A 24,621-nucleotide genomic window follows, 5' to 3' on the forward strand; every position below is an offset into this window, starting at 1 on the left:
CCGTCGTCACGTGCGGGAAGGACCTCAGTCCTGGATCTTCAGGTCCTTGAGGATCTTGGCGACGTGGCCGGTCGCCTTCACGTTGTAGAGGGCGCGCTCGACCTTGCCGTCCTCGTCGACGATCACGGTCGAGCGGATCACGCCCGTCACGGTCTTGCCGTACAGCTTCTTCTCGCCGAAGGCGCCGTAGGCCTCCAGGACCTCCTTCGACGGGTCCCCGACCAGAGTGACCTTCAGCGACTCCTTCTCACGGAACTTCGCCAGCTTCTCCGGCTTGTCCGGCGACACGCCGATCACGTCGTAACCGGCGCCGGCCAGCACGTCCAGGTTGTCGGTGAAGTCGCAGGCCTGCTTCGTGCAGCCCGGGGTCAGCGCCGCCGGGTAGAAGTAGACGATGACCTTGCGGCCCTTGTGGTCGGCGAGCGAGACCTCGTTGCCGTCCGCGTCGGGCAGGGTGAAGGCGGGGGCGGTGTCACCGGGCTGAAGTCGCTCGCTCATGGCTCTCCTCGGAGGATGTGTGCGTACGCCAGAAGAGCCTAATGGGGGTCGGGGACGACCTGCGGACCGCGAAGCTGAGAGACTGACCGTCAACGACCGATTACGACTACGGAGGCAGCGCGGTGTCGGACGCCAGGACCCCTGCGCAGATCGAGGCGGACATCGTCCGCCGGCGCGAGCAGCTCGCCGTCACTCTCGACGAGATCGGCATTCGAGTACACCCCAAGACGATCGTCGGGGACGCCAAGGCGAGGGTCGCCTCCACGGTCGACCAGACCGCCGGGCGCGCCTTCGTCGCCGTCAACCGGACCGTGTCCGACGTGAAGGCCCGCTTCACGACCGAGGACGGCGCGCCGCGTCTGGAGAGGGTGGTCCCGGTGGCACTCGTCGCCGTGGCCCTCGTCGGGCTGCTCGCGGTCTCGGCCCGCAAGCGCAGGGGATGACCCCTCCCGGGTACGGGCGACGCGCCCGGGCAGGTAGGTTCGAGTCGTGAGCGAGAACACCCACGACAAGCTGCCCATCCGGATGCTCCACGACCGTGTCCTGGTCCGGACCGACTCCCCCGAGGGGGAGCGGCGTTCGGGCGGCGGCATCCTGATCCCGGCGACGGCCGCGGTCGGCCGCCGACTGGCCTGGGCCGAGGTCGTCGCGGTCGGTCAGAACGTCCGTACCGTCGAGACCGGGGACCGGGTTCTGTACGACCCCGAGGACCGGGCGGAGGTCGAGGTGCGGGGTGTCGCGTACGTCCTGATGCGGGAGCGCGACCTGCACGCGGTGGCCGCGGACCGGTTCGAGGGCTCCAAGGACACCACCGGCTTGTACCTCTAGGGCCCGTGGGGCGACGGCCCCGTTCCACGGAAAGACCTGGTGACCGGTGTCACCAGGTCTTTCGCATGTCCTGAATGTCTTTTGTTAGCCTGGAGAAACCCGACGAGACGCGCCGTACCGGGCCCACTGCGGTGGTAGGCAAAGACGACGCACCCCTGTTGATCCGTCTCGCGGAGGTGTCGTCGTCATGGCCTGGGTTCTTCTGATCATCGCCGGTCTGCTCGAGGTCGGCTGGTCGATCGGTATGAAGTACACCGACGGCTTCACCCGCCTCTGGCCCAGTGTCTTCACGGGCGCCGGGATCGTCGCCTCCATGATGCTGCTGTCGCACGCCGCGAAGACGCTGCCGATCGGTACGGCGTACGGCGTCTGGGTCGGTATCGGCGCGGCCGGTGCGGCGGTGCTCGGCATGGTGGTGCTCGGTGAGCCGGCGACGGCCGCCCGGATCTTCTTCGTCTGTCTGCTGCTGGTGGCGGTGGTCGGGCTGAAGGCGACCTCCGGCCACTAGGCCGTGTCCGTGCGGTCCCGCCTGCCCTGCGGGCAGACGGCGCTACCTTCCGGACCGGACCTAGCGGTCCTCTCCCCCTCCCTCGCTTCCTTCTCCCTCTCCTTCTCGTCCTACTTCCTCCGCCGGCTGCCGCTGCCAGGGTGCGTCGGGCGGCGACGGCTCCATGGGGTCGAGCGGCTCCTCCATCCCTTCCGGCAGCTGGAGTTCGAACTCCCGCGCCTCCGTGCCTGCCAGCGCCTCACGCGTGAACTGGCCCCAGATCTCCGCCGGCGTCCCGCCTCCGTTGATCCGGGGACGGCCGAGCGCCCCGTACAGCGGCTTCTGTTCGCCCGTCCCCGGGTCCTGGCCCATCATCGCGACCACCGTCGCCAGGTCCGGGGTGTAGCCCGCGAACCAGGCCGCCTTGTCGTCCTCGGCCGTGCCCGTCTTGCCCGCCGCCGGCCTGCCCGCGGACAGCGCCGCCGTACCCGTACCGCTCTGCACCACACCGCGCAGGACCGACGTCACCGTGTCGGCGGCCTCCCGTCGGACCACCTGCCTGCTCTCCGAGGTCGGCAGCGCCAGCTCCTCGCCGTCCTTGCTGATCGAGTCGACGAGGGAGTACGTCCCGTGCCTGCCGTGGTTGGCGAGGGTGGCGTACGCCTCCGCCATGTCCAGAACGCTCGCGGTGGCGGGGCCCAGGGCGATCGAGGGGGAAGGATTGAGGTCGGGAGTGTTCGCGGGCAGTCCCAGCGCGACGGCGATGTCCCTGACCTTGGCGGGGCCGACGTCCACCGCCATCTGGGCGTACACCGTGTTGACCGAGCTGTCGGTGGCGTTGCGGACGGAGATGTCGCCGTACGACATGTCGTCCTCGTTGGCCGGGTCGTACACGGCGCCGGTCCAGCCCTGCACCGGACGCTTGTTGCTGCCGTCGTAGTAGGTGTTCGGGGTGATCGGCTCGCCCTCCTGCGTCTGCGCGGCGCTCTCGACGGCCGCCGTGAGGACGAAGGGCTTGAAGGTGGAGCCGACCTGGTAGTCGCGACGGGTGGCGTTGTTGACGTACTGCTTGGTGTAGTCGACGCCGCCGTAGAGGGCGAGGACCCGGCCGGTCGCCGGGTCGATCGCCGCGCCTCCGACCCGTACGAAGCGGTCGGCCGGATGCCGTGCCGGGTCGAGCTTCGACATCACCTGGTCCTCGACGGCGGTGACGAAGGCGTCTTGCTTGGCCTTCTCCAGGGTGGTGGTGATCCGGTGGCCGCCGCCGGCCAGGGTCTTCTCGTCGAGGAGCCCGTTGCCGATGAGGTACTGCTCGACGGCCTGCACGATGTAGCCGCGCTGCCCGGAAAGCCCGGTCGAGGGCCGGGCGGGCTCGGGGGTGGGGAAGCGGGCGACGGCCCGGTCGGCGCGGGAGAGCCACTTCTCCTTGACCATGCCGTTCAGGACGTAGTGCCAGCGGGCGACGGCCCTGGCGCGGTTCTCCGGGCGGGTGGCCACGTCGTAGGCGCTGGGCGCGTTGAGCAGCGAGGCGAGGTACGCGCCCTCGGTGACGTCGAGCTCACCGGCGTCCTTGCCGTAGTAAGCGCGGGCGGCGGCCTGGATGCCGTAGGCGTTGCGGCCGAAGTAGCTGGTGTTGAGGTATCCCTCGAAGATCTCGTCCTTGCTCTTCTCGCGGTTGAGCTTGATGGCGATGAAGAACTCCTTCACCTTGCGGGTGACGGTCTGCTCCTGGACCAGGTAGTAGTTCTTGACGTACTGCTGGGTGATGGTGGAGCCGGACTGCTTGCCCTTGCCGGTGACGGTGTTCCAGGCGGCGCGGACCATGGCCTTGGGGTCGACGGCCCGGTCGGAGTAGAAGTTCCGGTCCTCGGCAGCGAGAACGGCGTGCTGGACGGGGGCGGGGACGCGCGCGAGGCGGATGTTCTCGCGGTCGATCTCGCCGTCGCGGGCGATCTGGGTGCCGTCCTGGTAGAGGTACACGTTGCTCTGCGCGGTCGCGGTGGCGTTGGCGGGCGGAATGTCGACCAGCAGGTATCCGGCGATGAATCCGCCGGTCAGGAGCAGGGCGGTGAGCAGGAACGTGCCGAGCAGCCACCGCAGGACGCGTCGCCTGGGCCGCTTCCTGTCATTGGTCCAGACTTTGGAGGGGGCGGGCGGTGCGGCGGGGAGGGTGGGGTCCCTCGGCTCCCAGCCGGGCCGCGCTGGCTGACCGTCGCTCATGGGCGGAGCTCCCGTACCGGATGAAGGAGGCATGGAAACCCATATTGCACGTAGCAGGACAGAAGCCTGGATTACGACTCGAAATCCACTCGCGATGGCGGTACGAGCCCCGCTAGGGTCGTGGGCTTTGGTGTCGACCGGAGGGGGCGGGATGCTGCGGCTCTACATGACTGTTGCCGCGGGTGGGTTCCGACGCCATGCCACGTACCGCATGGCCACCGCCGCGGGGGTGTTCACCAACACCGTCTTCGGCTTCATCCTGTCGTACACCTATATCGCCCTGTGGGACGAGCGGCCGCACCTGGGCGGGTACGACCAGGCGGACGCGCTCGCCTACGTGTGGATCGGTCAGGCGCTACTGGCCACCTGCGCGCTGATGGGTGGTGGGTTCCAGGAAGAGGTGATGGAGCGGATCCGGACGGGCGACATCGCGGTCGATCTCTACCGCCCCGCCGACCTCCAGACCTGGTGGTTCTCGGACAACCTGGGCCGGTCCGCGTTCCACCTGCTCGGCCGTGGGGTGGTGCCGATGACGGTCGGAGCGATCGCCTTCGACATCACCCTGCCCTCGCGCCCCTCGACATGGCCGGCGTTCCTGCTGGCGGTGGCGCTCGGCTCGATCGTCAGCTTCTCCATCTGGTACCTGGTCGCGATGAGCGCGTTCTGGCTCCTCGACGGTCAGGGCGTGGCGCAGGTGGCCTGGCTGGGCGGGCTGTTCTTCTCCGGGATGCTGCTGCCGCTCAACGTCTTCCCGGGCGCGCTGGGGGAGGTGGCGCGGGTGCTCCCGTGGGCGTCGATGCTCCAGGTCCCGGCGGATGTGTACCTGGAGAAGTACGAGGGGTGGGGGCTGCTCGGGGCGTTCGCGTTCCAGGGCTGCTGGGCGGTGGTGCTGCTGGCGGCGGGGCGGGTGGCGCAGACGCTGGCGACGCGGAAGGTGGTGGTGCAGGGTGGCTGAACACCCGGTGGACGCGGGGACGGTCCAGACCGAGGGAGCGGTCGAGGGGCCGGCCGAGGGGCGGGGCGACGGACCGGTCGAGGAGTTCGCGCCGGTCCTCGGAGGGTCGCTCCTCGGTGAGTCCTGGCGTACGTACCGGATGGTCGCGGGCATGTGGATCCGGTCGACGATGACGTACCGCGCATCCTTCGCGCTCACCCTCTTCTCCAGCTTCACCGTCACCTTCTTCGACTTCGTCGTCATCCTGCTGATGTTCGGTCAGGTGCGGGGGCTCGGTGGCTTCTCCTTCCCCGAGGTCGCGTTCCTGTACGGCACCACCAGCACGTCGTTCGGCCTCGCGGACCTGACGATGGGCTCGCTCCAGCGGATGGGCAGACGGGTGCGTCTCGGCTCGCTCGACACCTTCCTGCTGCGCCCGGTGCCGGTGCTCGCGCAGGTGGCGGCGGACCAGTTCGCGCTGCGGCGGCTGGGGCGGGTGTTGCAGGGCCTGCTGGTGCTGGTCTGGGGGCTGGTGCTGCTCGATGTGGAGTGGACGGTGCTGAAGGTGCTCCTGCTGCCGGTGATGCTGGTGTGCGGGGCGCTGATCTTCTCGGCGGTGATGGTGATCGGCGCGTCGGCGCTGTTCTGGGCGCAGGACGCGGCCGAGGTCACGAGCTCCTTCACGTACGGCGGGAACACGCTGCTGCAGTACCCGCCGTCGATCTTCGCGCAGGACCTGGTGCGGGGCGTCGTGTACGTGGTGCCGCTGGCCTTCGTGAACTGGGTGCCGGCGCTGTACATCCTCGGGCGGCCCGCCCCGGCGGGGGTGCCGGCCTGGACCGTGTTCGCGTCGCCGCTGGTGGCGGTGGTGTGCTGCGTGCTGGCGGGCCTCGCGTGGCGGGCGGGACTTCGTTCATACCGATCGACAGGGAGCTGAGCATGACTTTCAGCGGGGCCTTCGGCGAGGCCGGCAGCGGGGCCCTCAGCGGGTCCTTCATCGAGCTGGAGAACGTCGAGAAGGTCTTCTCGGTGCGCCGGAAGGCCGGACTCGTACGGAGGGAGAAGTCGGAGGTCCGGGCGGTCGACGGCATCAGCTTCGGCGTGGAACGCGGCGAGATGGTCGGCTACATCGGCCCGAACGGCGCCGGCAAGTCGACCACGATCAAGATGCTGACCGGCATCCTCACCCCGAGCGGGGGCAGGCTGCGGGTGGCCGGTATCGATCCGTCGAGGGAGCGGACCCGGCTCGCGCAGCGGATCGGGGTGGTGTTCGGGCAGCGGACGACGCTGTGGTGGGACCTGCCGCTGAAGGACTCGTACCGCCTGATGCACCGGATGTACCGGATCCCGGACGACCGCTTCGCCGCGAATCTGGCGCGGTGCGTGGAACTGCTGGAGCTGGGTGAGCTGCTGGACGTCCCCGTACGCCAGCTCTCCCTCGGCCAGCGGATGCGCGGGGACATCGCGGCGGCGCTGCTGCACGACCCGGACGTGCTCTACCTGGACGAGCCGACGATCGGACTCGACGTGGTGTCCAAGGCGCGGGTGCGGGAGTTCCTGCGGGAGCTCAACGCCACGCGGGGCACGACGGTGCTGCTCACCACCCACGACCTGACCGACATCGAGCAGCTCTGCAAGCGGGTGATGGTGATCGACCACGGGCGGCTGATGTACGACGGGGCGCTCGGCGGGCTGCACGAGGCGGGGGAGAGCGAGCGGCTGCTGGTGGTGGACCTGGAGCGGGAGCTGCCGCCGATCGAGGTGGCAGGGGCCCGATTCGTACGGGCGGAGGGTCCGAGGCAGTGGCTCGCCTTCCCCTCGTCGGCGTCGGCGGCCCCGGTGGTGGCGGCGGTCGCGGCGGCGTACCCGCTGGTGGACCTGTCGGTGCGGGAGCCGGACATCGAGGCCGTGATCGCGAAGATGTACGGGGAACGGGAACTCGGCGCGCGGGCGGGGAGTCCCTGAGGTAGGGAGGTCAGGTGATGAGCGACACGAGGGGTCAGGACGTGAGGCGGTCGGACGGTGGGGACGGGAGCCCTGTGGAGCCGTCGGGCGGCGGTGGGGCGGCCCGGGAGGGCGGCAGAATCCCCCTCGTGGCGTTCTCGTACACGGCGGCGGACGCGGAGCGCCAGCGCGGAGTGCGGCGTATGAAGACCTTCGCGACGGGCCTGCTGATCGCTGTCGCCGTCGTCTACGTCCTGGCGACATGGGCGGAGAAGGCGGGTCTCGGCGCCTGGGCCGGCTATGTGGCGGCGGCGGCGGAGGCCGGCATGGTGGGCGCGCTGGCGGACTGGTTCGCGGTGACGGCGCTGTTCCGGCGACCGCTCGGTCTCCCGATCCCGCACACCGCGATCATCCCGACGAAGAAGGACCAGCTGGGGGCCACGCTGGGGTCGTTCGTCGGCGAGAACTTCCTGTCGGCGGACGTCGTACGGGGACGGCTGCACGCGCTCGGGATCGCCGGCCGGCTGGGGGCGTGGCTCGCCGAACCGGCCCACGCGGACCGGGTCACCGGGGAGCTCGCCACGGCGCTGCGGGGCGCGCTGACGGTACTGCGGGACTCCGACGTCCAGGCGGTCGTCGGGGAGGCGATCACCCGACGGGCGGAGGCGGCGGAGGTGGCGCCGGGCATCGGCAAGACCTTGGAGAGGATCGTCGCGGACGGGGCGCACCACCGGGCCGTGGACCTGGTCTGCGCGCGGGCGCACGACTGGCTGGTCTTCCACGCGGACTCGGTGATGGACGCGGTACAGGGCGGGGCGCCGGGCTGGACGCCCCGTTTCGTGGACCGCCGGGTGGGCGAGCGGGTCTACAAGGAGCTGCTGCGCTTCGTGACGGAGATGCGCGACATGCCGGCGCACCCGGCGCGCGGCGCGATCGACCGCTTCCTGACGGACTTCGCGGCCGACCTGCAGGGAGACACGGACACGCGCGCGCGGGTGGAACGCCTGAAGGGGGAGCTGCTGGCCCGCCCGGAGATCCAGGACATCATCGCGTCGGCCTGGTCGTCGGTCCGCGGCCTGATCATCGCGGCGGCTGAGGACGACCACAGCCAGCTGCGCCTGCGGGCGAGGGCCTCGCTGATCTCCCTGGGCGGGCGCCTGGTGACGGACGCCCGGCTGCAGGCGAAGGTGGAGGGCTGGGTGGAGGACGCGGCGTCGTACGTGGTGACGACGTACCGGAACGAGATCACGTCCCTGATCAGCGACACGGTGGCGGGCTGGGACGCCAACCAGACCTCGAAGAAGATTGAGGCGAACATCGGCCGGGACCTGCAGTTCATCAGGATCAACGGCACGGTGGTGGGCGCGCTGGCGGGCCTGGCGATCTACACGGTGAGCCACGCGCTGGGCGGCTGAGTTCCGGCTCAGCCACCCAGCGCCGGTGGACCGCGCACGGGGGGTGGTAGGGGGCCCGTGCCGTGCGCGGCGGGGGAGGTGCCGGTTAATACGCGCGCCGCACCCGGAGCGTTCAACCCTCCCGAGAAATCCTCGGCCCTCAGCCCTTGTTCCGGGTGACGGCCCAGGAGGCGCCGGCCATCCCCCCGGCGACGGCGAACACCGCGGGCCATGCCCCGACCTTCTTGGCGAGCGGATGCGACCCGGCGAACGCGGCCACATACCCCGCCGCGAGCCCGGCGGCCCCCATCCCTCCGACCTCCCGCCGCCACTCCCGCACGGCCACCCCACCGGCGGCCGCGAGCACGACGCCCCCGAGCGCCCGCTTCTGGGTCCAGCGGGCGACGGCGTACCCCCCGACGAGACCGACGGCGGCTATGGCGGGGGAAGGGATGCGGGGCATGGGATCGCCTTTCGTGCGCTTTCCGTCTTTCTGCTTCCTACGAGCCTAACTTCAGCCCTCGCAGCCGACCCCGTCCCCGTCCCGGTCGAGGTGCCGCCCGTACCCGGGGTCACCCCGGTGCACGGGAGCGGCGCCGGCGGCGCGGGCGGCGGAGCAGTTCTCGTAGGAGGTACTGCCACCGCCTCCACCGGTCGACCCCCCGGACCCGGAGCCGGAGCCGGACCCGGACCCGGAGCCGGACCCGGAGCCTCCGGAGTAGGGCTCACATCCCACCCCGTCCCCGTCCCGGTCGAGATGGCTCCCGTATCCGGGATCACCCTGGTACACGGGGGCGGCACCCGCGGCCCGGGCGGCATCACAGTTCTGGTAGGAGACCGCGGGAGGCGTTGTTCTCTTCGTACGGGTAGGGGCGGGTGTGGGTGTCGGCGTGGGGCTGGGCGCGGTGACCGTGATGCGTACGACGGCGGTGCCCCCCGCCGTACCGGGGTCCTTCGGCTCCACCCGGTAGACGAACTCGTCCTCACCGCTGTACCCGGCCTCGGGCGTGTACTGGACGGTGACGCCGTCGACTTCGACGCTGCCGTGGCCGGGTTCCGAATGGACGGTCAGCTCGTATTCACTCTCCTCCAGGACGCTCGTGAGCGGCTTGTGCTCCCCACCCGCGACCTTGGCCGCGGTGTCGTTGGCCAGCACGGCGATGACAAGCCGCGCGCCCTGCGCGCTCTCCTCGTCGTCGACCAGCTTGAGCGTGCCTCCCGCCGTCGGCGCAGCACTCGTTGCCGCACTCACCGACGTGGCCGCAGCCGGCTTGGCATCACTGCCCCCGCCGCCCCCACCACACCCCGCGAGCGCCCCCACGGCTACAGCCGACGCGATCAGCGCTCTCTGGCAGCGACGTATCTCTCCCGCACGCACAACAAGCCCCCCAAGGCCTTCCGGTAATGGAGAAGCCACCGATGCTGCCACGGATGAGGGCGAGCCGAGGTGGAATCGTGAACTTCTCGTGAAGCTCAATTCATCGTGGCAGTTCAGACGCTGTCTGTCCGCAGTCGACACCAGTAAAGAGGAGGGTGGGCTCGGCGAGGATGTCGCGGCCCGCTTCACTCTTGTAGATCTCGTCGACGCTACCGAAACGCGCTTCCGAGTAGTCCAGTTCGAGCAGGGCCGCCGCCTGCCGGACCGATGCCTCGTCGGGACCTTCGATCTCCAAGAAGGTGGGCAGGTCGGGCCAGGTGTCGAGGTCGAAGGCGACCTCGCCCAGGCGCCACTCCTCGCGGTAGTTCTCCTGGTAGCGGACCTCGGTGAGGCCGAGTCGGCGAAGGATGTCGGCCATGGAGTGCAGATCGAGGCAGTTGCGGTCGGTAGCAGACGGCGTTCCGCGCGGCTGGGTGCAGTTGGACGCATCGGGAATTGCCGACGCACCCGACCTCGCCAGCCACTGTCAGCCGCGGAGGAAGTCGTAGATGGAGGACGCTATGGCCTTGCCGAGGGGAATAGGTACGGCGTTTCCGATCTGCGTAGCGATCTCCGTCTTGGAGCCGCACCAGCGGAATTCGACGGGGAATCCCTGGATGCGGGCGGCTTCGTAGTGGGTGATCGGCCGCCCGTCCTCCGGATGCAGGTAGCGCCCCTTCTCGGGCTTGAAGAACTCGGTCCTGATCGTGACCGAAGGCTGACCAAGGCGTAGGCGTCCCATGACGTCACCGGTGCCGGTGTTGTGATTGTCCCAGCTCTCGGTCGAAAGGTACCTCACCGGGGTCTTCACGCCCGATGGAGTCGGCGAAGTGAAAAATACAATCTTGCCGGACTCGTCGACGGTGTACCACTTGTTGCGCAGATCCTTGCGGTTTCCCCCTTCGGGGATGGCGAGGTAGCGCGCGATTGAGAGTGTCTCCGGATTGCGGCCGAAGTGTAGATCCCTTGTAGTGAAGACTCCGGGGACGACAGCGTCGACCTCCGAAATGTGATCTTTGCCGTCTGGCAACTCGGTGCCACTTATGTCGAGTTCCTTCGACTCGTCGAAGACGCTGTCCACGGCCCTCCAATAATCGAGCCCTCCATCGATCCCGGGAAACTGCTGACCCGGAATCCGCTCTACATTCTTGGGGCGTCGTACATGCGTCCGCGAGGGATAGGTCATGGCCCGGCCGTTGTCGATATCGCGACGTACGCCGATGACGATGGCGCGGCGACGAGCTTGAACAGCACCGTAATCTGCGGCGTTGAGGAGGTAGCGCTTGGTCTTCTGCTCCTCGGTGTCGGACGGCTGATGGCCGGGAGGATCGACAAGCCGGTATTCGGCCAGCAGCCCTCCTGTCCCCACCTCGCGAAGCAGGTTCTGGAACTCGCTCGACTTGAGGAAGCGATCGACGTTCTCGATGACGAAGACCTTCGGACGGATCGTGGCGACGATCCGAACGTATTCCTCCCAAAGGCGGTTGCGCTCGCTGCCCTTTTTCTTGCGGTTCAAGGCGGAGAAGCCCTGACAGGGAGGGCCTCCGACGACGACATCCGCTTGGAGATCGCCCGGCTGCGGCTTCCAACCCTCGATATCGCCGTAGTAGACCCGGGACTCCGGAAGGCTCTTGTCGGGACGACCGCTTCCGAAGTTCACCGCGTAGGTGGCGGCTGCCGCCCGGTTGTGTTCTACCGCGGCGATGCTGTGGAAGACCGGGCCAACTTCCTGCGCCCCGACCGGACGGAACTCGTGAAATCCCTGGGTGAAGCCACCGCAGCCTGCGAAAAGATCTAGAACGGTGATGGGCTCATGGATGGTGGGACGGGGCGCGCGCATGGAGCGATCTTAGCTGCGCAAGGCCGATGCGAGGGCATGTCCGACGGCGGTCGCGAGAGGAGGCGGCATGGCATGGCCTATCTGACGGTATCTTGAGGTCTTGCCACCGGCGAACCGCCAGCCCGTCGGGAACGACTGGATCTTCGCAGCCTGCTCGACGGTCAGCTTCGGGTGATCGCCGACGGGGAAGTCCGGCCCCGGTGGTTCATCGCCGAGGCTGTTTCCATTCACCCCCAGAGCAGCCCAGGCTTTCTTGCTACCGGTGGGACCGAGATCGGCTCCTCCTCGCCTGTCCGATCCCCCAACCAGGGCGGGGGCGATCCGGTCGGCCTTCTTCATCCACTGTTCTCCCCCCGGCCAGCCGCGGGAGGCCATTGAAGGCCCGAGCGCGTTCCCCACCGTCGGGGGCGGCGTCCCGTGGGCTTCCGGCCAGGAGAATCGAGAGAAGTAGGGCTCTTGCATGGCGACCAGGAAACCGCTGCTTCGGTTCTGCGGCACGCCGAAGTCCGAGGCGTTAAGCACCCGCCAGGTCGAGCGATATCCGGCGCTTTGAAGCGATTCCTCGATCCACGCACGATCGGCCTCGAACGACGGACTCATGACGAGATCCGGCACATTCTCCAGGAGTACGGACTTCGGCCTGATGCTGTGGACCAGATCGATCGCCGCCCGAAGTACTCGAAACTCCTCCAGATCTTCAGAACGCGCTGCGGTGGCAGGTGACCTCACTCGGGGGAGCCCACCGCTGAGCAGGTCGACTCCGGAAATATCCGGGCGCATGCTCGGATGGAAGTCCACGATGTCCATGCATACGACATCCCACGCAGGACGGTTGAGATCGATGGTGAAGCAGGCGTCGGCCTTGCTGTCGATGAGGAGAAGCGGGTCGAAGCCCGCCTGCTCGAGGCCGAGGGCCTGTGCTCCCGCGCCTGCGCAGATTTCGAGCGAAGTGAAGCGCTGGGGGTTCAGGGCGGAGGCAGGGCGTAGGGCCTCGACCGACTCCAGCGCCACGGCGCGCAGCTCCTGCTCAAGGGCCGCCCCGTCGATCCCGTCGAAGAGGACGAAGGGCGCGAGACGGAGGAGTCGCTTTAGGAAGTCGCGGAGCGTCTCCCGCTCGTTACGGCCGCGTAGGTCTAGCTCCTTCCATACATGGAGAATCGCCCGGACCGTGTGAGGGCTTCCGCCCAACGCCGCACGACGGGCGTAGATCTGATCGAAGGCGGCCTCGCCGAGGATGCTCAAAGCGCTGTAGGGATCCGGATCGCCGGAGGAACGGACGAGCTGTGCGCGCCACCACAGCCGGCCGAAGACGTGCCGCGTCAGGTCTGTTCCGAGGATCCGGTCCCGGGGGGGATTCGGGTAACGCCAGAACGCGACATCGGGGAGCAGTACGAGCGCGAGGAATGCCCACACGTCCCGAGACGCGGCCTCGGCCGGCACCATGCCCATCTCTGAATGCAGGAGTGCAGCGAGGCGAAGGTCGAACTCGGTGTTGCGAGTTCGGTCCGCGGCATCGGGGAAACCAGCATGCTTGGCGAGGTCCACGACATTCGCGCGCAGTTCTCGCAGTCGCTCGACGCGAACCCGGTCACCGCCGGTAGCTACGTATACGGATGATTCGTGAGTGAGAGCCGCCCGGTCGCCCAGTTCACGTAGGGTGAGCGTTCGCAACTCCTCGAAAAGGGTCCGGGCTTGGGGGGCGAGCAACCGGGGGTAGAGGAAGCTCATCATGGCACCTCGAATATCTTGACCGCCGCCTGCAGATCTGAGGCGAAGAGAGCAGAAGACTGCCGCCGGCGCAGTCGGACGTCGGTGATGGTCTGTCCTGGGAAGAGCTGATCGAACAGGCTCAGTAGCGTGGCGCCCAGGGAACCGTCGGGGAAGTCGGAGTCTTCCGCGAAGTCCTGGTTGTCGAGCGCATGCTCGATCATGCTCCGGGCGACGTCCGCGTAGACCGCGGAGAGCACGATTCGGTCGACGGGGCGGGGTCGGTGAGCGTTCTCGAACGCGACGGCCGTCACCTTGTTCTGCTCGTTGACGAGGAGTAGAAGCGAACCCATCGTGGCGTTGTCGAGCTCGCCACTGATCTGCAGATGCCAGGCAGCGCCCTCGGGGAACGAAGTGCGCGCGAAGTCGATCACGGCCATGGGGAACTGAGGTGCGTCGCCTTGCAGGCGAAGCGACTCCCGATCGCTCCAGAGCACGGAGCCGGCGCGCCGGGGAGACGACGGGCGGGCATCGCTGCGGCGTGCCGCGAGCACGAGGGCCGTGTCCAGGAGGAGCAGCCCTCCGAGATCGGCACCCGAGAGTCGGAAGCCGATCTCTATGTCCTGCACTCCGCCCTCGGACAGACGGAGATGTTGTGCCGGTCCGCTGAGGTTGGAACCTGTGGCCGTCCATACAGTCGAGAGCATGAGCAGTGCGTTGCCGGGGAGCCCGGACTGGGCGCGCGCGCGATCGAGATCCACATGCACGGTCCGCCGAAGTGTGAGGTCCGTGTTGTAGTCCCAGTGGGGCAGTGCCTCCGGCATTGCCACCTCTCCGTCCTCGACGACCAGTCGCCACGCGCCGGCTGCGACAACGTCTTGGGAGGGGACCCGATAGGGGAGAATACGTCGAGTCACTGGTGATGCACCGCCTCCACACGGATGGCGATCTCGGTCACGGTGTCCGGTGCGGGACGTACGAGGGCACGCCAGGGAGTCTCGCCGCCTTCGACCACACACGTCTCGGAGGCGTGGAGGCTCCCGTCACCGTCCTCCCAACCGATCAGAGCGGGCATGCTCGCCCCGATCGGCGGATCCGTCTCGCGGCCTCCGGTTCCCGGTAGTGCGACGGCCAGATCAGCCCGGACCCGCTGAAGCCCCGACACAGGCAGATGAAACTCCTGGACGAGGACGGAGACATCGCCCCTCTCGTCGAAATAGGGGTCGCCGACGTACACCACGCGTGGGCGTCGCGGGTGTGGGCCGTTTTCGCCGTCGACGTGTCCCCGTGCGGAGCCGGTTCCGGAGGTCTCAAGTTCCGTCGTCGGCGATGCCGCCGAGTCGGCCGAACGGGACAGCGCGCCGGCTCCGCCCGCAGACGAACCCCTCCCCGACTCGGCAGCCTGTGCGGAACGGGACTCTGAGCCTGGCGTGGTGTACGCCGTGGCCCCTCCGATTCCCCACGCGCCCCCCACTAGACCGGAGAAGAGCGAGGAGGCTGCACCCAAGGCGACGTTGCTGGCTCCCGGTCGTGCGACGCCTTCGAGGGAGAGCAGACCGTCCAGCGCCTCGTCGATACGTCGGAACGTGGTCTGGACAAAGGTGCTTCCCGGTCTCTCCAGCGACTGCGGGTTCCAAGAGTCGTGCGTGGGAGGCTCTGCCTTCGCGTAGACCTCGTCGAGAGCCTCGTCTGCTCGGAAGACACCTGCGTAACCCTGGTTCTCGCTAGGAGGCTTCGGACCGGGCCGGTAGGTCACGACGAGTTCGGCGGGGCGCATCAGGCAGACGTGATGCACGAGGTTGTCGATGTCCAGCAGAAGCGATGCGCGGCTTGGTTCCATAGGAGGTCTGATCCGCTTCACGAGTCCCAGACGCCCGAGATGCCGCTTGGGCTTACGGCACTCAAGGTCGAGTCCCTCGGGACCCGTCATCGCCTCGTACGCCGCGACGAACATGTCGAGGGGGCGGGTTTCGCGCGGATCCGGAACGGCGCGTTCGACTCCGTCACAGGACACGGAGAAGCGCATGGCCGGCGGTCGATCGCCGACGGCGATCATTTTGGGCCAAAGGTGCCAGGTGATCGTCTCGGCGAGGTAGTCGACAGCGTCGGTCGGGGTGAGCTCGTCCAGGTTCGGATCGACGACGATCAGGCTGGTCCCCGTCTCATCGGCGCCGAAGGACTTCAATCCGAGGCGGTGGGCCATGACTTCGGCCTCATTGCCCACCAGCGGCTCTACGACGTCACCTGACGTGTCGCCCCACCAGTGCCGCCCCGTGAACCGGCGATCGCCGTTCCCCTCGACCGCCACGTAGCTCTCCCAGAGAGTGCAGCCGATCAATCGCGTCTCGAACCCGCCCTTCGGCGTGCGGCAGCGCGTGTGGACGAGAACAGTCCCCGGCTTGGACAGCAGATAGAAGATGCCCTTGCCGAATCCGTAGGTACCGCCGCCCAGTACCTTGTCCCGAGGCTCCCCGATATTGCGGATGAACGAAACGAAATCCCTCTCCGGCCCTACGGCCTTGTCCGCCCGGGTCGGACCGCCAAGGCCCCTTGTTCCGCGGTCGGAGACGGCGAGTACGCGAACCGAACCATTCTTGATCGTCTCGCGGAGGGGGAAGTTCTCCGTGCCGGCGGGCGCTCCGGCCAGCAGAGCGTCGCGCCACGTGCTCATATGCGCCGGACCAACGGTCCAAATGTCGATTCGGTAGTCGACGGGAGTGGGCGACAAGGTGAGACGTGCGTCCCAACTGTTTTGGGCCGACTCCCGTACCAGGACGGTGAGTAGATCGAGTTCGGGGCTCCCGAGCTGTTTGCGGATTCCCTCCGCGGCGCTCGCCCCTTCGGGCGGATAGGGCTGGGAGTACCAGCGCGGCGACGTCACCCCGACTCCCGGAGCATGTCTTCGACCACCTGGGACACCTCGGTGTGTGTGAGAGGCGAGATGGCCTCGCCGGACAGATCTATCGTGTACTCGACATCCATCGCAGACAACGGCAGGCCGGCGGCGAGGAGGCGCCCGGTCGTCAGCCCCGGGAAGTCGGATGTGACGTCGTACCACCTCTCCTCTGCGACCGCGAAGCCTTCCCCGCGGTAACGCTCGGCGTCCGACGGGTGGTATCCGGCGGCTGCGAGGAGTTCGAGGAGCGATCCTTCGTCGTCGCAGAGTCGCAGCGCGCGGTCGATCAGCTCGACGAAGGGAATGCCCGAGCCGGAGCCGGTCGACCGCGACAGGCGGAGCCACACCAGGCTCAGACTTCCGTCGCTCGGGACATCCAGCTGATCGAGTCCATGGATGCGCGGCCTCCGACCTTCCGCGGAGGTGCTGGACTTGATCTCGAGAGCTGTGCGGCCTGATGAGAAGTCGTGTCGATGCCCTGTGGGGCCCTGCCAGAGCCGATGCGCGCTCGGGTCCCTCGCGAGCAGACGGTTGAGAACCGTCAGCTCTCCGAAGAGCCCGGCGAGTCGCTCGCCGGTCAGCGGCGCTCCCTGCATCTGAAGGAGCGCTCTCCATCTGTCGAGGACATGGTGCAGGGCCTTGACCGGGTTCTCGGGCAGTCTCTCAGCCGCTTCGACCACGTCGACGCACAGTTCGGTGAAGAGATCGTTCAGGTCGCTGCGCAGACACGCGAGATCCGCGTAGGTCTGGTAGCTATCCTCGTCCTCCAGTGACCGTCTGCGCAGACGGAGCACAGGGCCGTCGATCCCGGGTCGGACCTTCCGGTTGGCGGTGATGGGGACCAGCACATGACGGCATCCGTTGTGGTCGATTCCGACCGCCAGCGGGCTGCCGTGCTCGACCGCGACGGGAAGTTGGGCAACGCGCAGCCGCCCCTCATCGGAGGGCTGCGCGGCTTCGAGCGCCGACCATCTCTCCTCGACGAGGTCGCGGAGTATGTCCTCGTTCACGCGTCCTCGCTGTCGAGCATGCTGTAGTCCTCGTCCTCAAGTCCCACGCTGGACAAGTCTGCGGAGATGTACTTCTCCACGGTGCTGTCGCCGTGAAGAGGCGCGGGAAAGACCAGGCCGACTCCGATGACGTGCTCCTCGGCGTTCAGCGGCGCACGTGCCCTTTTCTTCGACGGGGCGGGCTCGGAGATCTTGTCGATGGGGTACAGGACCAGCAGACCGGTGTCGGGGAGCTCAAGGCGACGCCGGTCCATGATGCCCTTCTCGTTGAGCTTCGCGATGTCTCCGCTCAGATCGATCGCGGCGTCCCGGGGGCTCATCAGGGTCTTGATGTCGGCGAAGTCCGGCGTGGGATGGGACAGGGCCAGACGGGCACGGCTGTTGCGGCCCACAGTCACACCGGGCGCGAACGTGAAGTCGTCTCCCCTCATGCTGCCGACGATGGCGACGTTCCAACGACGCAGTGAATCGGCGGTGGCCACACGCTTTCGGATGTAGCCAGTGAGCAGTTCCGCGTCGTTCTCGGGAGATTTCTCGTGGAATCGGTAGGTGGATAGGAAGTCGATCACGAGGTCGTATGGCACATCGCGGAAGATGAACCTGCTCTCATTAGGGCGTTCCTCCGCTCTTACCGCGTTCGCAACCGACGCCGCGACGAGCGAGCGTGCCGCATCGATGTTGCCGCGCAGCCATGCAGCATCGGTGTGGAAGTAGTGGGTCTGCACCCGCTTGCCGCCATACGAGGAGGCGGCTGTGACCGCGTCGCGCATCTTGGCGGCGGCGGTCACTCGCAGCGCCGGATGCGTCCGCAGACGTACCGCGAAGGTAAGCGGAGTCTCGTCTTCGGTCATGTAGACATCAATGTCGCGGCGCATTTCGGTCTCGACGGTCGCCAGGTGGCGGAACCACTCCGCGAGTTCATCCGTCATCCAGATGCGAGGGAGGTCGGCGTATCCGTTGCGGAAGCCGAACCAGCGCCCCATCTGCAGCAGGGTGTCGTATGCCGAAACCGCGCGAACGAAGTAGCTGACCGACAGCCCCTCCAGCGTCAGACCTCGCGACAGCGTGTTGCCGCCTACGGCGATCGCCACGACGGGGCCGTTCTCGTAGTCCAGACGATCCTCACTGCTGGAGTTGTCCATGATGACGCGGCAGCTGTCGAGGACACCTGGCAGTTCGAGGAGAAGCCGATCGAAGGGCACTTTTGTCTCGCCGAACTCCTCGGCGGAAACCCGGGCCGTCTCGCGGTTCCACAGGTCACGCAGCCGGGAGACGAGAACCGGGTCCGCCAGGGAGTCCGCCGTCCGCTCTCGAAGGTGCTCAAGGGGCCTCTTGAAGCTGTTGTGCACCGTTGTGTTGACGCTGGTGTGAATCAGCATCGTGTTGTGGGGGTTCCCGGTCCCGCGCACGCGGCGGGCGGCCGTGGCAAGCCAGAAGTACTCGATTGCCGATCGAAGGGTGTCCGTGAGTACCGGCTCGAACCCCTCGACGTCTGCCTTCGTCGCCGGACGAACGCACGGGATGTCGTCCTTCGGGACCGACCTGATCATGTCGTGCCCATCGTCGACCTGGTCCGGGTCCTCGCCGTCCAACGCGTAGCGGCCGAAGAGCACCTCGGTGCCGAAGTGCCCTTCAGGCTTCGGCAGGTTGACGACAAAGTCTTTGGGGTAAAGGTCTGCGGCACTCGGATCAATGAGCAGGTTCGCGAACGGCGATGCCGTGTAGCCGACATACGCGCTCTTCGGCAGCGAATCCATGATGCTGAGAATCAGCGGGTTGATCGACTTCGTGGCGACGGTCGCCTGGTCGGCCTCATCGTCGATGATGAGAGCCGGACAGTCCTGGAGGTAGTCGGACGCCTTCTCGAGCCATTGAGCCAGCTTGAGCAGGACCGTAGCGTTCTTCTTGACCACGCAGAGCACGCGGGTCTTGTTGCTCTTCCCGAAGTAGGACGCCGGGTTCTCCTGCGGAGTGAAGTCCCTGTCCAGACCGGTCAACTGCGACCACATGGCAGGATTTGGCTCCACAAGCTGCTGCACCAGTCGAGCCTGTGTCTGACGCCTCAGTCCGTTGTGAACGCCGGCGAGAACGATGAACAGCTTGTATCCACGGTCGGCGGCCTTGGCTATGACCGAGGTGAAGTTCGTGGTTTTGCCGGACTGGACGTATCCGACGACGAGACCCCGAGTCGAGAAGGCCCGTTCCTTGGGATGGTTGAGGAGGGAGACCACTCGGGTGGAAGAGTCGTCGAGGCTCTTGATCGCGGGACTCTCCGGCCAGCCGTCCTTACGGAGGATCTCCACGATCGCCGGCCAGCATTTGTCTTTCGCCTGCGGGCCGGTGTACCACGTGTCTCGGTTTCCCAGGACGACCGCCTGGGGCTCCTCAAGCTCCCGGATGCGTATGGTCTGCTGCTCGTGTCGATCACGGATTCGTTGGATCGTCTGCGCGTCGATGCCGAACTGTTGCAGTCGCTTGACCGCTTCCGAAGGGGGAAACGTATCGAGGAGAGCCTTGAAGGTCTCGTACATGTCGTCGATCGTGCCGGTCATTGAGGTGACCGCCCCCCGTCATCACTCGTTCTGGTCTGCCGAACCAGGGGTCGCTCCAGTCATCGACACCAATGGCGGTGTGTAACCGGTACGTCACCATCGTTCAGGAAGCAACAATACGAGGCGCGACCGGCATCGAAACAGGGCGGCGATCTTGCCAGCCGGCGCGATTCTGCTCGCCCACGCGCCCACTATGGGCCGATATGCGGATCAGGTTCGCTTTTGGCTGCGCTCGCCAATACGGCTGTCGTACAGCTGTCGCACGCGAGCGGCCGCTTCCCGAGGATTCTCGTGCTCCCACACGCGCAACACGGCCCAGCCCGCTTCCTGAAGAAGGCGATCCGTCTGCCTGTCCCGTGCGGGGTTCTGCTTCGCCTTCGTCGCCCAGTACTCCGCGTTGGTCTTGGAGACCGTGAAGTGCTCCGGGCACACGTGCCAGAAGCATCCGTCTAGGAATACGGCCAGACGCGCACGCGTGAAGACGAGATCGGCTGTGCGCCTCACTGTGGGGATGGGCCGTTTCGAGACCTGGTACCGGAGCCCCAGGGCATGCACGGCGCTCCTCAGAGCGAGCTCGGGTCGTGTGTCGCGGCCCCGGTTCGACTGCATGCTGCGCCGTGTCCCCGTGCTTGAAGCCCACGACGCACTTGGGGATTCTTCTTTGGCGGCCATCTGTTTCCTCATGGCGAGTATGCCCAGGCCGGGCCAGGGCGTCATCCTCGGCTCGAGCCAGGGGCCTCCTTTGCTACTCAGTGCCCCCGTGGCACTCGCCGTACGTCCTCCCCGAGCCGCACCAGCACGGGGCGCTGCGGGACGGGGGCCAGGCCAGGGCGCGGCCGCGGGCGGCCAGGGTGGTGGCGTATTGGGGGAGGAGGTCCGCGTTGGCCGGGGAGGAGGCTTCGGAGGCGGCGAAGGCCTCGTAGGAGGGGACCGTGGCCGGGACGATGCCGAGGTTGGGCGTGCCGGCCTGGGCCAGTTCGCGCAGCGAGGCCTCGATGTCCGTGAGGTGGGCGCGGTAGGTGGGGTACTCGGATTCGAGTTCCGGGTACGACGCCAGGAGCTCGTCCAGTTCCGCTTCCGGCCAGTGGAGGACCGCCACCGGGAAGGGGCGGGAGAGGGCCGTGCGGTAGGAGCCCAGTTCGCTGCGGAGCCGGATGATCTCGGCCTGGAGTTCCGCCGGGTCCGAGGAGCCCAGGGACCACAGGCGCTTCGGGTCGTGCAGCTCGTCCAGGGGGACGTCCGCCGTGTGGAGGGTGTCCGCCAGGGTGTCCCAGTCGTCGTGCGGGAGCGCCAGCATCCGGCGGACCCGGTGGCGGCTGGTCAGCAGCGACCTGGTCGGGTGCGGAACCTCTCGTACGTCCTTCACCGAGCGCATCAGGAGCCGCGCCGCCTCCGAGAAGATCTCCTCCGACGACTCCAGCTCGTCATGGGATTCGAGGGTCTCCGCCACGATCTCCCACGGGGCCGCGTCGAGCGGCCCCGACGCCCGGACGCCCTCGATGATCGCCCTCGCCTCGGCCTCGTGGCCGTACTCCCACAGGTTCGCCGCCTTCAGCGCCCGGATCAGGTGCGGCTGCGAAGGGTCGGCGGAGAGGAGGGTGTCGTACAAGTGCGTCGCCCTGGGCCGGTCGCCCGAAAGTTCCAAGTGGGCCGCGGCCTGGAGGAGCAGCGGCTCCTGGTCCTCGGGGTACTGCGCGGCGGTGCGCAGCAGGCGCTCGGCTTCGGTGGTGTGGTCGGCAGGTGTGTCGGGGCGCATGCCGACCACCGTACTGCTGTACGGCCCTGGAGAGTTGGCGCGTCAGCGCTTATCGTGCCCCGCGTGCGGGACAGGGTGCGGGACCGAGTGCCGGTCGTCGTCCAGACGGGCGGGGTGCGCGGTGTGCCCGCCCGCGTCCTCTGGGCGTGCGCCGAGACCGTCGTCACCTGCGGCGTCGTCCTCCTTCTCCTGGTCGTCCACCAGCTCTGGTGGACCAACCAGCAGGCCCGCGCGCAGGCCACCGAACAGGTCCGTGTCCTCGAGCGGGAGTGGGAGGGATCACCCGGCCCCGAGCCCGAGGCGAAGGAAGAGCCGGAGCCGGAGCAAGGACCGGGGCCGAAGCCGGTGCCGGAGCCCCGGCCCGAGGTCGTCACGAGTCCGTCAGTCACGGAGCCCACGGCCACCCCCTCCCGTGCCGCCTACGCCGTCCTCCGCATCCCCCGCATCGGGCTCACCGTCCCCGTCGCCCGCGGCATCGGCAAGCGGTCCGTCCTCGACAAGGGGTACGTCGGTCACTACCCCGGGACCGCCGCGCCCGGACGTGCCGGGAACTTCGCCCTCGCCGGGCACCGCAACACCCACGGCGAGCCCTTCCGGTACATCAACCGGCTCCGGGCGGGCGACGAGATCAGTGTGCGGACCAGGCAGAGGGAGTACGTCTACCGCGTCGATCAGGTGCTCCCGCAGACCGCTCCACGCGACACCGGCGTCATCCAGCCCGTCCCCCGCTCCCTCGTCAAGCCCTCCTACGGCTACTCCGCCCCCGGTTCCTACCTGACTCTGACCACCTGCACGCCCGAGTTCAGTTCCGTCTACCGGCTCGTCGTCTGGGCCAAGCTCCTTCGCACGGATGATCGTATGTAGATCGTGTATAACGGCTGAGAGACAGAGAACGGCGAAAGGAGGGCGCGGCGTGGTCAGGGATCTGTTCCCGCGCGTGCTCGGGACGCTCGCCCCGCTCCTCTTCCTGCTCGCCGTCACCGACCTGCTTCTCTCCGACGGGCCCGGCGGCTCGGTCTCCGCCGCCTTCGCCCTCGCCGCGGCCGCCGTCGTCTCCGCCCTCGTCGGTGCCACGGCGCCCGCGTCCGTCCCCCCGACGCGGGTACGGACCGCCCTGCGCGACCGCGAGCGACGTACCGCCTTCCTGCCGCAGCGCGACCCCGACGCCGCGGGCCGCAGCCGCCCCCGAGCGCCCGGCCGTCCCCTCCCGACGGCCGCGTAGCGAACGAGAGAAACCTCCTGCGCGGTTCCGTCATGCCGACCCGTACGTCTTCCGGCACGACGAGACCCCTCGGAGGGCTCCCATGTCCGTTTTCGCCACCCTGGTCGAGCGCCTCGCCGACCTGCTGCAGCCGCTGTTCGCCACCGCCGCGACCGCCGCCGCGATCGTCCTGTTCACCGCGCTCGTCCGGCTCGCCATCCACCCCCTGTCACGGGCCGCCGCCCGTGGCCAGAAGGCCCGCACCCGCATCGCCCCGCAGCTCGCCGCACTGCGGGAGAAGCACGGCAAGAACCCCGAGCGGCTGCGCAAGGAGGTCGGCGAGCTCCACGCCCGCGAGAACGTCTCGCCGTTCTCCGGGATGCTGCCGAGCCTGTTCCAGCTCCCCGCGTTCCTTCTCATGTACTACCTGTTCGCCGGCGACCGGATGGCCGGGCACAGCCTGTTCGCCGCCCCGCTCGGCGACCGCTGGACCGACGCGCTCACCGCCGGCGGCCCCTTCGGCCCCGCCGGACTCGTGTACGTCGCGCTGTTCGCGATCGTCGCCGCCGTGGCCACGTACAGCTTCCGGCGTACGAAGCGGCAGATGGCCGAGACGGCGGGAACCCTGCCCGAGGGACCGGGCGCCGCGACCCTCGCCAAGGTGATGCCGCTGCTCGCGTACGGGACTCTCGTCACCGTGGCCGTCGTACCGCTCGCCGCCGCGCTCTACATCGTGACCAGCACCACCTGGACCGTCGTCGAGCGGGCGCTGCTGCTCTGACCCTCCGCCCGGGAAGCCGGGAAGCCGGGAAGCCGGGAAGCCGGGAAGCCGGCAAGGGGAGAGCTACCACTCGGTAAGGGTCCAGGGTGTGAACGGGGTCTTGCCGAGTGGTCGTATCTCTTGGAGGATCGACCAACCCTCCGATCCATCCGATGGCCGCACTCCATCGGCCGGGGCTCACCAGGGCCCGCTCCCCGGGCCCACCTCGACCACAGGGAGAAGACCATGAAGCTGCTGCGAGTCGGTCCGGCGGGTGCCGAGCGTCCCGCTCTGCTCGACCAGGACGGAACCCTGCGAGACCTGTCCGCCCTGGTCGACGACGTCGACGGCGGCCTGCTCGCCGACGCGTCCGCACTCGACCGGATACGGGCCGCCCTCGCCGCCGGCGTGCTTCCCGCACTCGACGCGACCGGACTGCGGATCGGGCCGCCGGTCGGCCGGATCGGCAAGGTCGTGTGCATCGGGCTGAACTACCACGGCCACGCCGCCGAGACCGGCGCGGCCACCCCGGCCGAACCGGTGGTGTTCCTCAAAGCCCCCGACACCGTCGTGGGCCCCGACGACACCGTGCTCGTACCCCGCCGCAGCACGAAGACGGACTGGGAGGTCGAGCTGGCCATCGTCATCGGCCGTACGGCCCGCTACCTGGAGAGCGACGAGCAGGCCCTCGCCCACATCGCCGGCTACGCGGTGGCCCACGACGTCTCCGAGCGCGAGTTCCAGATCGAGCGCGGCGGCACCTGGGACAAGGGCAAGAACTGCGAGACCTTCAACCCGCTCGGCCCGTGGCTGGTCACGGCCGACGAGGTGCCCGACCCGCAGGTGCTGTCGCTCAAGCTGTGGGTCAACGGCGAGCTGAAGCAGGACGGGAACACCTCCGACCAGATCTTCCCGGTCGCGGAGGTCGTACGGTACGTCAGCCAGTTCATGACCCTGCACCCCGGCGACATCATCAACACCGGTACGCCGGCGGGCGTGGCGATGGGACAGCCGGAGCCGAAGCCCTACCTGCGCGCCGGTGACGTCGTGGAACTGGAGATCGAGGGGCTCGGGCGCCAGCGTCAGGCGCTCAAGGACGCCTGAAACCGAAACCCTGGGTCGTGTCCGGAAAGTAGCGCCGTCTGCCCGCAGGGCAGGCGGGACCTTACGGACACGG

General features: G+C 68.1%; 23 protein-coding genes, 1 pseudogene and 1 riboswitch. Of the genes and pseudogenes, 11 read left to right on the plus strand and 13 right to left on the minus strand.

Features of this window, described 5'->3' with window-relative positions:
- Window positions 1-24: 24 nt before the first annotated feature.
- Complete coding sequence (gene bcp / locus IE136_RS19765) at window positions 25-498, minus strand: thioredoxin-dependent thiol peroxidase (RefSeq protein WP_158987675.1); 474 nt, start codon at window positions 496-498, stop codon at window positions 25-27.
- A gap of 122 nt (window positions 499-620) precedes the next feature.
- On the opposite strand from bcp, the gene IE136_RS19770 reads away from it, so the two are divergent.
- The 3 genes from IE136_RS19770 (at window position 621) to IE136_RS19780 (ending at window position 1,834) form a co-directional block, all read left to right on the plus strand.
- Window positions 621-941 (plus strand): DUF3618 domain-containing protein, encoded by a 321-nt coding sequence (locus tag IE136_RS19770; RefSeq protein ID WP_158987674.1) that lies wholly within the window; start codon window positions 621-623, stop codon window positions 939-941.
- A 46-nt stretch (window positions 942-987) separates the two neighbouring features.
- Window positions 988-1,326 carry a GroES family chaperonin gene (locus IE136_RS19775; protein ID WP_189600978.1) on the plus strand — a complete coding sequence of 113 codons (339 nt, stop codon included), beginning with the start codon at window positions 988-990 and terminating at the stop codon, window positions 1,324-1,326.
- Window positions 1,327-1,398: 72 nt separating this feature from the next.
- A riboswitch (guanidine-III (ykkC-III) riboswitch) is annotated at window positions 1,399-1,480 on the plus strand.
- Window positions 1,481-1,513: 33 nt separating this feature from the next.
- A complete protein-coding gene (locus IE136_RS19780) occupies window positions 1,514-1,834 on the plus strand; it encodes a DMT family transporter (protein ID WP_158987673.1) in 321 nt (106 codons plus the stop codon).
- A gap of 60 nt (window positions 1,835-1,894) precedes the next feature.
- On the opposite strand, the gene IE136_RS19785 is transcribed toward IE136_RS19780, so the two are convergent.
- The gene (locus tag IE136_RS19785) at window positions 1,895-4,033 is read right to left on the minus strand and encodes a transglycosylase domain-containing protein (protein ID WP_189600979.1); all 2,139 of its coding nucleotides are present in this window, start codon (window positions 4,031-4,033) and stop codon (window positions 1,895-1,897) included.
- A 154-nt stretch (window positions 4,034-4,187) separates the two neighbouring features.
- Here IE136_RS19785 and IE136_RS19790 point away from each other — a divergent pair, with 154 nt between their 5' ends.
- Genes IE136_RS19790 through IE136_RS19805 form a run of 4 tightly spaced genes read left to right on the plus strand, consistent with a single transcriptional unit; the run spans window position 4,188 to window position 8,326 of the window.
- Window positions 4,188-4,988: an ABC transporter permease gene (locus IE136_RS19790; protein ID WP_189601079.1), complete on the plus strand. Its 801-nt coding sequence runs from the start codon at window positions 4,188-4,190 to the stop codon at window positions 4,986-4,988.
- Entirely contained in the window at window positions 4,981-5,904 is a 924-nt protein-coding gene (locus tag IE136_RS19795) for an ABC transporter permease (RefSeq protein WP_373309096.1), read from the plus strand. The genes IE136_RS19790 and IE136_RS19795 overlap by 8 nt, the downstream gene beginning before the upstream one ends.
- A 2-nt stretch (window positions 5,905-5,906) precedes the next feature.
- Window positions 5,907-6,932, plus strand: coding sequence for an ABC transporter ATP-binding protein (locus IE136_RS19800; protein ID WP_189600980.1), 1,026 nt, complete (start codon window positions 5,907-5,909; stop codon window positions 6,930-6,932).
- Between the two features lie 17 nt (window positions 6,933-6,949).
- On the plus strand, window positions 6,950-8,326 hold the full coding sequence (locus IE136_RS19805) for a DUF445 domain-containing protein (RefSeq protein WP_158987670.1): 1,377 nt from the start codon (window positions 6,950-6,952) through the stop codon (window positions 8,324-8,326).
- Window positions 8,327-8,465: 139 nt separating this feature from the next.
- Here the strand turns inward: IE136_RS19805 and IE136_RS19810 are convergent, their stop codons facing one another.
- The 11 genes and pseudogenes from IE136_RS19810 to IE136_RS19860 form a co-directional block, all read right to left on the minus strand.
- Window positions 8,466-8,768 carry a hypothetical protein gene (locus IE136_RS19810; protein WP_158987669.1) on the minus strand — a complete coding sequence of 101 codons (303 nt, stop codon included), beginning with the start codon at window positions 8,766-8,768 and terminating at the stop codon, window positions 8,466-8,468.
- A gap of 51 nt (window positions 8,769-8,819) precedes the next feature.
- Window positions 8,820-9,557 carry an excalibur calcium-binding domain-containing protein gene (locus IE136_RS19815; RefSeq protein WP_229818969.1) on the minus strand — a complete coding sequence of 246 codons (738 nt, stop codon included), beginning with the start codon at window positions 9,555-9,557 and terminating at the stop codon, window positions 8,820-8,822.
- 226 nt (window positions 9,558-9,783) lie between these two features.
- Window positions 9,784-10,113, minus strand: a pseudogene (locus IE136_RS19820) (adenylyl cyclase); the annotation flags it as partial.
- Between the two features lie 96 nt (window positions 10,114-10,209).
- A complete protein-coding gene (locus tag IE136_RS19825) occupies window positions 10,210-11,562 on the minus strand; it encodes a DNA cytosine methyltransferase (protein WP_189600981.1) in 1,353 nt (450 codons plus the stop codon).
- Window positions 11,563-11,571: 9 nt separating this feature from the next.
- Window positions 11,572-13,290: a DNA cytosine methyltransferase gene (locus IE136_RS36600; protein ID WP_308432432.1), complete on the minus strand. Its 1,719-nt coding sequence runs from the start codon at window positions 13,288-13,290 to the stop codon at window positions 11,572-11,574.
- Complete coding sequence (locus tag IE136_RS35825) at window positions 13,290-14,093, minus strand: hypothetical protein (protein ID WP_229818970.1); 804 nt, start codon at window positions 14,091-14,093, stop codon at window positions 13,290-13,292. The genes IE136_RS36600 and IE136_RS35825 overlap by 1 nt, the downstream gene beginning before the upstream one ends.
- An 89-nt stretch (window positions 14,094-14,182) precedes the next feature.
- Window positions 14,183-15,940, minus strand: a complete 1,758-nt coding sequence (locus tag IE136_RS19840) for a hypothetical protein (protein ID WP_189600982.1) — start codon at window positions 15,938-15,940, stop codon at window positions 14,183-14,185.
- 206 nt (window positions 15,941-16,146) lie between these two features.
- Window positions 16,147-17,175: a PD-(D/E)XK motif protein gene (locus tag IE136_RS19845; protein ID WP_189600983.1), complete on the minus strand. Its 1,029-nt coding sequence runs from the start codon at window positions 17,173-17,175 to the stop codon at window positions 16,147-16,149.
- Window positions 17,172-19,727: a Z1 domain-containing protein gene (locus IE136_RS19850; protein WP_189600984.1), complete on the minus strand. Its 2,556-nt coding sequence runs from the start codon at window positions 19,725-19,727 to the stop codon at window positions 17,172-17,174. Before IE136_RS19850 ends, IE136_RS19845 begins: the two co-directional genes overlap by 4 nt.
- A 210-nt stretch (window positions 19,728-19,937) precedes the next feature.
- Entirely contained in the window at window positions 19,938-20,444 is a 507-nt protein-coding gene (locus tag IE136_RS19855) for a very short patch repair endonuclease (protein WP_308432433.1), read from the minus strand.
- A gap of 28 nt (window positions 20,445-20,472) precedes the next feature.
- Entirely contained in the window at window positions 20,473-21,483 is a 1,011-nt protein-coding gene (locus IE136_RS19860) for an SEC-C domain-containing protein (protein ID WP_189600986.1), read from the minus strand.
- Between the two features lie 63 nt (window positions 21,484-21,546).
- Here IE136_RS19860 and IE136_RS19865 point away from each other — a divergent pair, with 63 nt between their 5' ends.
- The 4 genes from IE136_RS19865 to IE136_RS19880 all read left to right on the plus strand — a co-directional run bounded on the left by IE136_RS19865 (window position 21,547) and on the right by IE136_RS19880 (window position 24,548).
- On the plus strand, window positions 21,547-22,347 hold the full coding sequence (locus tag IE136_RS19865) for a class E sortase (RefSeq protein WP_189600987.1): 801 nt from the start codon (window positions 21,547-21,549) through the stop codon (window positions 22,345-22,347).
- A gap of 49 nt (window positions 22,348-22,396) precedes the next feature.
- Window positions 22,397-22,705 (plus strand): DUF6412 domain-containing protein, encoded by a 309-nt coding sequence (locus IE136_RS19870; protein ID WP_229818972.1) that lies wholly within the window; start codon window positions 22,397-22,399, stop codon window positions 22,703-22,705.
- An 82-nt stretch (window positions 22,706-22,787) separates the two neighbouring features.
- Window positions 22,788-23,465, plus strand: coding sequence for a YidC/Oxa1 family membrane protein insertase (locus IE136_RS19875; protein ID WP_158987665.1), 678 nt, complete (start codon window positions 22,788-22,790; stop codon window positions 23,463-23,465).
- Window positions 23,466-23,690: 225 nt separating this feature from the next.
- Window positions 23,691-24,548: a fumarylacetoacetate hydrolase family protein gene (locus IE136_RS19880; protein ID WP_189600988.1), complete on the plus strand. Its 858-nt coding sequence runs from the start codon at window positions 23,691-23,693 to the stop codon at window positions 24,546-24,548.
- Window positions 24,549-24,621 lie beyond the last annotated feature (73 nt).

The organism is Streptomyces lateritius, from assembly GCF_014649715.1.
GTDB classification, from domain to species: domain Bacteria; phylum Actinomycetota; class Actinomycetes; order Streptomycetales; family Streptomycetaceae; genus Streptomyces; species Streptomyces lateritius.

Bases quoted from the DNA above. Each gene is read 5' to 3' on its own strand.
- bcp (WP_158987675.1), bottom strand. From the start codon at position 498: ATGAGCGAGCGACTTCAGCCCGGTGACACCGCCCCCGCCTTCACCCTG.
- IE136_RS19780 (WP_158987673.1), top strand. From the start codon at position 1,514: ATGGCCTGGGTTCTTCTGATCATCGCCGGTCTGCTCGAGGTCGGCTGG.
- IE136_RS19785 (WP_189600979.1), bottom strand. From the start codon at position 4,033: ATGAGCGACGGTCAGCCAGCGCGGCCCGGCTGGGAGCCGAGGGACCCC.
- IE136_RS19800 (WP_189600980.1), top strand. From the start codon at position 5,907: ATGACTTTCAGCGGGGCCTTCGGCGAGGCCGGCAGCGGGGCCCTCAGC.
- IE136_RS19805 (WP_158987670.1), top strand. From the start codon at position 6,950: ATGAGCGACACGAGGGGTCAGGACGTGAGGCGGTCGGACGGTGGGGAC.
- IE136_RS19810 (WP_158987669.1), bottom strand. From the start codon at position 8,768: ATGCCCCGCATCCCTTCCCCCGCCATAGCCGCCGTCGGTCTCGTCGGG.
- IE136_RS19825 (WP_189600981.1), bottom strand. From the start codon at position 11,562: ATGCGCGCGCCCCGTCCCACCATCCATGAGCCCATCACCGTTCTAGAT.
- IE136_RS36600 (WP_308432432.1), bottom strand. From the start codon at position 13,290: ATGAGCTTCCTCTACCCCCGGTTGCTCGCCCCCCAAGCCCGGACCCTT.
- IE136_RS35825 (WP_229818970.1), bottom strand. From the start codon at position 14,093: ATGCCGGAGGCACTGCCCCACTGGGACTACAACACGGACCTCACACTT.
- IE136_RS19840 (WP_189600982.1), bottom strand. From the start codon at position 15,940: ATGAGCACGTGGCGCGACGCTCTGCTGGCCGGAGCGCCCGCCGGCACG.
- IE136_RS19850 (WP_189600984.1), bottom strand. From the start codon at position 19,727: ATGACCGGCACGATCGACGACATGTACGAGACCTTCAAGGCTCTCCTC.
- IE136_RS19855 (WP_308432433.1), bottom strand. From the start codon at position 20,444: ATGACGCCCTGGCCCGGCCTGGGCATACTCGCCATGAGGAAACAGATG.
- IE136_RS19860 (WP_189600986.1), bottom strand. From the start codon at position 21,483: ATGCGCCCCGACACACCTGCCGACCACACCACCGAAGCCGAGCGCCTG.
- IE136_RS19875 (WP_158987665.1), top strand. From the start codon at position 22,788: ATGTCCGTTTTCGCCACCCTGGTCGAGCGCCTCGCCGACCTGCTGCAG.
- IE136_RS19880 (WP_189600988.1), top strand. From the start codon at position 23,691: ATGAAGCTGCTGCGAGTCGGTCCGGCGGGTGCCGAGCGTCCCGCTCTG.